General features: G+C 64.5%; 7 protein-coding genes. 6 read left to right on the forward strand and 1 reads right to left on the reverse strand.

The features are described from left to right. Nucleotides 1-91: 91 nt before the first annotated feature. The 4 genes from VMA74_RS17225 to VMA74_RS17240 all read left to right on the forward strand — a co-directional run bounded on the left by VMA74_RS17225 (nucleotide 92) and on the right by VMA74_RS17240 (nucleotide 4,159). Complete coding sequence (locus VMA74_RS17225) at nucleotides 92-907, forward strand: glycosyltransferase family 2 protein (RefSeq protein ID WP_325369183.1); 816 nt, start codon at nucleotides 92-94, stop codon at nucleotides 905-907. Nucleotide 908: 1 nt separating this feature from the next. After that, the gene (locus VMA74_RS17230; RefSeq protein WP_325369185.1) at nucleotides 909-1,934 is read left to right on the forward strand and encodes a CDP-glycerol glycerophosphotransferase family protein; all 1,026 of its coding nucleotides are present in this window, start codon (nucleotides 909-911) and stop codon (nucleotides 1,932-1,934) included. Nucleotides 1,935-2,123: 189 nt separating this feature from the next. Further along, complete coding sequence (locus VMA74_RS17235; RefSeq protein ID WP_325369187.1) at nucleotides 2,124-3,842, forward strand: ArnT family glycosyltransferase; 1,719 nt, start codon at nucleotides 2,124-2,126, stop codon at nucleotides 3,840-3,842. After that, entirely contained in the window at nucleotides 3,839-4,159 is a 321-nt protein-coding gene (locus tag VMA74_RS17240) for a tetratricopeptide repeat protein (RefSeq protein WP_325369189.1), read from the forward strand. Before VMA74_RS17235 ends, VMA74_RS17240 begins: the two co-directional genes overlap by 4 nt. A 4-nt stretch (nucleotides 4,160-4,163) precedes the next feature. On the opposite strand, the gene VMA74_RS17245 is transcribed toward VMA74_RS17240, so the two are convergent. Next, nucleotides 4,164-5,042 (reverse strand): lipid A biosynthesis acyltransferase, encoded by an 879-nt coding sequence (locus VMA74_RS17245; protein ID WP_325369191.1) that lies wholly within the window; start codon nucleotides 5,040-5,042, stop codon nucleotides 4,164-4,166. Nucleotides 5,043-5,143: 101 nt separating this feature from the next. On the opposite strand from VMA74_RS17245, the gene dtd reads away from it, so the two are divergent. Beyond that, a complete protein-coding gene (gene dtd, locus VMA74_RS17250; protein ID WP_325369193.1) occupies nucleotides 5,144-5,584 on the forward strand; it encodes a D-aminoacyl-tRNA deacylase in 441 nt (146 codons plus the stop codon). Between the two features lie 163 nt (nucleotides 5,585-5,747). Beyond that, nucleotides 5,748-6,915 (forward strand): RNA polymerase sigma factor region1.1 domain-containing protein (locus VMA74_RS17255; protein WP_325369194.1); only part of this gene is annotated, 1,168 nt, incomplete at its 3' end.

Here is a 6,915-nt window from a genome sequence, read left to right on the forward strand (position 1 = left end):
GCAGCGCGCGCGCGCCTGGTTCCTGGCCAACAACCAGGGCTTCCCATCCCGCCTGGCGGATGCCCTCAAGCCGCTGCTGTAAACTGGCGCGATGTCGACTCTTCCGTTCACGCTTGTTGTGATCACCCGCAACGAGGCGCAAAAAATCGCGCGCTGCCTCGACAGCGTGCCCTTCGCCGCGGAAAAGCTGGTCGTGGATAGCGGCAGCACCGACGACACGGTGGCGATCGCCCGTGCCCACGGCGCGCGCGTGATACATCAGGACTGGCTGGGGTTCGGCCCGCAACGCAACCTTGCCGCCACGCACTGCAGCCACCCCTGGATACTTGCGCTGGATGCCGACGAGTACCTGACGCCGGCGCTGGCCGATGAACTGCAACGCCGCCTGCCCGCCGTGCTGGAAAGCGACACCGCCGCGGTGATACTGCGCCGGCACCTGATCTACATGGGCAAACCGATGCGCTGGTACCGCCCCGCGGTCGGCGAAAAAATGGCGCGTTTCTACCATCGCGAGCGCGCCCGCTGGAGCGACGTACGCGTGCACGAATCGCTGCAGCTCGAGGGTGCATCGGTCACTTTCCACGCACCGTTCCTGCACGACAACAACCCCAGCCTGGTGGAGAAGCAGCTCAAGGTGCTGCTCTATTCCGAGCTGAAATGCCGCGACTGGATGGACAAGAACACATCCACCCGCATGTGGCAGACGCCGTTCGTGTTCGCGCTGGCCTTCTTCAAGGATTACGTGCTGCGCCTGGGCTTCCTCGACGGCTGGCGCGGCTACGCGATCGCGCAAACTGCCGCCAGCTATGCCGCCTACAAACGCATGCGCTATTACGAAATGCGCATGAACCCCGCCTCGCGCGACACCGCTGCGGCGGCGCTGACGCGTAGCGGACTGGATCACTGAGATGTCCAAGCATTATTTGCTCTACGGATCGGAACGCTATGCGCTGGCCATTCTGCGCCCGCTGCAGGAAGCGATCCGCGCGCGTGGCGACGAAACCGCGTGGTTCTTCGATGGTCCCGGCGCAGAAGACCTGATCGAAGGCGAGCGCCTGCTCAGTGTGCGGGAAGTGCGCCAGTGGAAGCCGATCGCCGTCATCACGCCGGGCAATCATCTGCCGCACTTCTTCCCCGGCGTAAAGGTGGAAGTGTTCCACGGCTTCAATGCCGGCAAGCCGCGGCACATCTATATCCGCGGCTTTTTCGATCTGTATTGCACCACCGGCCCGCGCGACACCCAGGCATTCGGCGAACTGGCGCACAAGCTCGGCCACTTCGCCGTCACCGAAACCGGCTGGCCGAAGCTCGATCCGTTCATGCGCGCGATCAGCGGCCCGCTGCCGCCGGTGCGCACGCCACCGGTGATTCTGTATCACTCCACCTTCTCGCCCTCGTGGAGCGCGGCGGAAACCTTGTACGAGGAAGTGAAGCGCCTGTCGCGCGACGGCCGCTGGCGCTGGATCGTCACGTTCCATCCCAAGATGGATCCGGACACGGCGGCGAAGTACAAAGCGCTGCAGAACGAATACCTGAGCTTCGCCGAGAACGACAATATCCTGGAGCTGTTCCCGCAGGTCGACATGATGTGCTCGGATACCTCCTCCGCACTGAGCGAATTCCTGCTGACCGGCAAGCCGGTGGTGACGTTCAACAACCGCGCACCCGGCCCGCAGCTGATCGATATCCACAACGCCGCCGACTTCGAGCCGGCGATCCAGCGCGCCCTGTCGCGTCCGCCGGCGTTGATGCAGGCGATCAAGGCGTTCGGCGAAGCGATCCATCCGTATCACGATGGCCGTTCGAGCGAACGCGTACTGGATGCGATCGACGCGTTCATCGCCAACGGCGGTCGCAACCGCAAGTCGAAGCCGCGCAACTGGTGGCGCAAGCTGAAGTTGCGCAAGCGCATTGGGTATTGGGGACCGGCCTGATTGCGCTCGTGTTGGCGGTGAGCCCCGGACTTGATCAGGGGCGAACCCCAACGCGGGATCTACATGGCGATGTTGGGGTTCGGCTACGCCTCACCGCCAACCTACGAGACATCCGCATAAGCAACGTATAAGGGGCGCGGAACCCGATCCAGCTAGAATCCCGCCCATCCTCACGTAAAGCCGCTCATCGTGCCCACACCCACCACCTACCGCCGTTCCGAAGCCTTGCGCAGCCTGTGGCCCTGGTTGCCGCTCTGGACGGTGGCGGCGCTGCTGGCGATCTTCTCGCACGGGCCGATGCCGCTGTTCTCCACCCGCACGCTCGCCGTGGCATGGGAGATGTGGCACGGCCACCAATGGCTGGTGCCGCACATCAACGGCGAGCCCTACAGCGAAAAAGTGCCATTGCTGTTCTGGCTGATCCATGCCGGCTGGCTGGTGTTCGGCGTAAGCGACGTATGGCCGCGCGTACTGGAAGTGATATTCGGCGGCGTGCAGCTGGTGCAGTTGTCGATCCTCGCGCGCCGCCTGTTCCCCGCGCACCCCTGGGTGGAGAAAGCGGCGCCGTGGATGCTGCTGGCGCTGTCCTACGCCTTCTTGTTCGGCCTGCAGATCATGTACGAAGTGCTGCTGGCCAACTGCGTGCTGGGCGCCTTGCTATGCCTGACACCCACCTTGCGCCGCAGCGAGCCGCGCTGGCTGCTGTTTGGGCTGCTGATCGGCGCCGGCCTGCTGACCAAGGGTCCGGTGATGCTGCTGCACATCGCGTTCCCGTGGCTGCTCGGCCCGCTGTGGAACGCGTGGGCGCGTGAACATCGCGCGCGCTGGTACGGGCGCGGCGTGCTGGCCGTGCTGCTCGGTTTCGCCATGCTGCTGGCGTGGGCGATTCCGGCCGGTTTCGCCGGGGGCGAGGCGTACCAACATCGCCTGTTCTTCACCCAGACCGCCGGCCGCGTCGTGAACAGCACGCAGCAATCGCAATCGCTGCAGAGCCATCCGCACTGGTTCGGCTGGTACGTGCTGTGGTTGCCGATGCTGCTGTTCCCGTTCACCGGATGGCCACGCGCCTGGGTGGCCATCGGCGCGCTGCGCAAACCGTTCGACACCGGCATCCGCTTCGCGCTGTGCTGGTTGTTGCCTTCGTTCGTGGTGTTCTCGCTGATCAGCGGCAAGCAGTGGTACTACCTGCTGCCGGAGTTCGGCGGCTGGATGCTGTTGCTGGCCGGGGCCATGGCCATCCTGCGCGAGCGGCATGCACAGCTGGCGGAAAACTACTGGCTGGGCAGCTGGCCGCTGGGCGTGGGCAGCATCCTGTTTGCAGGGCTGCTGTTCGCGCTGCCGTACTTCTCATTCAGCCATGCGTTCCACAACGACTGGGCGGAAGGCGCCGCGCCGTACAGCCGTACCTTCAGCGTCGCCTTCCTGCTGCTCGGTAGCCTGCTGCTGGTGCGTGGACGCGGCGAGATGCGTCGCCTGGCAGTGGCCGGCCTGCTCGGCGCACTCGCGCTCAATACCTTGTTCACGCTCACGCTGTGGCACAAATACGACCTGAGCCCCGCCACCGCGCTGGTTTCCGCCGCGCAGGCCGAGGGGCATGCGGTGGCTTTCGAAGGCAACTACGAAGGCCAGTTCCACTTCGCCGGACGGCTGACTCGGCCGCTGACGGAACTGCGCGACGGCATCACCTTGCAGACATTCGCCCAGCAGCATCCGGATGGCCTGGTCATCACCCATCCCAACCAGCTGGATGCCACGGCCTTGCGCTACGCGTTGCTGGCGCAGCCCTTCCGCTCGGCATGGATCGTGGTGTGGTCGGCGCCCACCGTCGCGATGCTGCAAGCCGGACGCATACCGCCGGAACCCGCGCAACCTCCGCGCGTGTTTCCCGCTGCCGTACCGCAGTCGTGAACACCTCCCTGATCGATCGCTTGCGTGGGCAATGCGGCGGCCCGCGCGACGGTGCGCTGTTGCGGTTTTCCCTGGGCAGTGCGTTGCTCGATGGCGGCGATCACGCGGCGGCGATCGAGGAACTGCGGCGCGCGGTGTCGTTCGATCCGAATTATTCGGCGGCGTGGAAGTTGCTCGGCAAGGCTTGCCTGGCGGTGCAAGACGAAGCCGGCGCTGCCGAAGCCTGGCGCCAAGGCATCGCCGTTGCGCGACAGCGCGGCGACAAGCAGGCCGAAAAGGAAATGACAGTGTTCCTGCGCCGCATCGAAGGTGCGTAGGCCATCAATACGGACTCGGCCGGTCATCCGCCGAATACCGCTTGTAATGCCATTGATACTGCGCAAACGCGAGATTCACGCAGCGCTCCACCCCGCGATTGAGCGCCGCACATGCCCGCGGCAGATCCGCATCATCCAGACCTTCCGGCGCCGGCAAAAAGTGGATGCGATATCCCTCGCCACGCGGCAGGCGCTCTGCAAACGCGAACAGCACCGTGGCGCCCGTGCGCGCCGCCAGGCGCGGTAACAGCACCATTGTCATCGCCTCACGCCCGAAGAACGGCGCAAACTCGCCCTCGCCCGCCCGCGGCTTCTGATCCGGCAAGATGCCCACCGTACCGCCGGCCGCCAGCCGCTTGTACAAGGTGCGCACGCCCGCGCCTTCCGCACGCACCTGTTCCGGCGCCAGCGCACCGCGCACCTTGCGCAACAACGCCTCCACCGCGGCGATGCGCGGCGGGCGATACAGGATCGCCATCGAGGTCTTGCGGCATAGCCAGTAGTTGAGCAGCTCCCAGCACCCCAGGTGCGGCGCGGCGATGATCACCCCCTTGCCGGAGGCCAGTGCCGCATCAAACAGCGCCTCGCCACGCACCTCGCGCACCAGGCCAAGCGCACGCTCTGCGCCGGCGCCCCAGATCTTCACGATCTCGGTGATCGACTTGCCACCCTCGATCAGCGCCTCGCGCACCAGTACGGCCCGCTCCCGCTCATCGAGTTCCGGCTTTACGATGCGCAGATTCACCGCCGTGTAACGCGCCATCCTTCCGCCACGCCGCAATGCCAGCCGCCCGAGCAACGCGCCAAAACCCTGCAGCCAGCGCATGGGCAACAGGCCGAACAGGCGCAGCAGCAGGTAGACGAGATAGATATCGGGGCGCATGGTGCGTGCGAGAGGGAAGGAAGGAGACTGGGTAAACTTCCATTGTGCCGTAACGCGGCACTTTCGCTTACTTCTCTTTCTCCACTGTTCACTCCGCCCCCATGATCGCTCTTATCCAGCGCGTGCTCTCCGCCCGCGTCGACGTCGACAATGAAACCGTAGGCGCCATCGATGCCGGCCTGCTGGCGCTGGTCGCCGTGCAGCCCGACGACGGCGAAGCCCAGGCCAAGCGGATGTTGGAACGCCTGCTCGGCTACCGCGTGTTCTCCGACGATGCCGGCAAGATGAACCGCTCACTCGCGTACACCGGCGGCGGCCTGTTGCTGGTCAGCCAGTTCACCCTGGCGACGGACACACGTTCCGGCATGCGCCCCAGCTTCACCAGCGCCGCCTCGCCCGAACATGGCCGAACCTGGTTTGAACGACTGGTGACCTTGGCGCGCGCGGCGCATCCAAGGGTGGAAATCGGACGCTTCGGCGCCCATATGCAAGTACATCTGATCAACGATGGCCCCGTCACCTTTTGGCTCGAGGTGCGTTGAGTGCCTGTCATGCAGATAACCCACGCAAACGCTTCCATTTACGCCGAAAACCGCGATTTGGCGCGATTTTTGCGTGCCGATGGCAGCGAATTTTTCTCTTGAAAACTGGTCAAAAAAGCATCACATCGCTATACTGATTGGTTCCTATCCCGCGGCGGACGGTATGAATAACAAAGCCCACGAGCAACAGTCGGAAATCAAAGCCCTCATCTCCAAAGGCTTGGAGCAAGGCTATCTGACTTACGCCGAAATCAACGATCACCTTCCTGACGACATCGTCGATCCGGAGCAGATCGAAGACATCATGGCGGTGCTCAAGGGCGTGGGCATCGATGTGCATGATGCAGCCCCCGACGCCGACCCGCTCGCCGACAACGCCCCCGGCGCCACCACCGACGACGAAACCGCCGCCGAAGAAGCCGTCGCGCTGCTCTCCGCGGTCGACTCCGAAGTGGGCCGCACCACCGACCCCGTGCGCATGTACATGCGCGAAATGGGCACGGTCGAACTGCTCACCCGCGAAGGCGAAATCGCCATCGCCAAGCGCATCGAAGAAGGCCTCACCCAGGTACAGACCGCCCTGGCCAGCTTCCCGCTGACCATCGAGCTGCTGCTGGAGGAATACGACCAGCACCTGGACGGCAAGCGCCGCCTCAGCGAAATCCTGGCCGGCTTCGCCGACCTTGAGCAGGCCGCCGACGCTGCCCTGGCCGAAGCTGAACTCGCCGCCGCCGAAAGCGACGCCGAGGTGGAGGAGGATGAGGAAGAAGAAGCCGCCAGCAGCGACGACGAAGAAGCCGGCCCCAGCGGCCCCGATCCGGAAGAAGTGAAGCGCCGCATGGAACTGCTGCGCGACCACTACGGCAAGTTCCAGAAAGCCGCCGCCAAGGCCACCGACATCAACGACAAGAAGGTGACCAAGCTGCGCGACCAGATGGCCGAGGAGTTCCTCAAGCTCAAGCTGCCGTCCGCGCTGATCGACAGTTTCGTGCGCCGCCTGCGCGAAGTGGTGGGCAACATCCGCCACCACGAGCGGATGCTGATGGATATCTTCGTCAAGCACGTGAAGATGCCCAAGGCCGAATTCCTCAAAGCCTTCCCCAGCAACGAGGGCAACCTCGCCTGGGCGGAAGAGCTTGGCCGCAAACGTCAAAAGTGGTCGCCCAACGTCAAGCACTACCGCGAGCAAATCGATACCGAGCAGCAGAAGCTGCTGGACATCGAGAAGAAACTGTTCCTGCCGCTGACCGACATCAAGGAAATCAACCGCAGCATGTCGGTGGGCGAAGCCAAGGCTCGCCGCGCCAAGAAAGAAATGGTGGAGGCCAACC

This window comes from Dyella sp., assembly GCF_035508675.1.
Lineage (GTDB): Bacteria > Pseudomonadota > Gammaproteobacteria > Xanthomonadales > Rhodanobacteraceae > Dyella_B.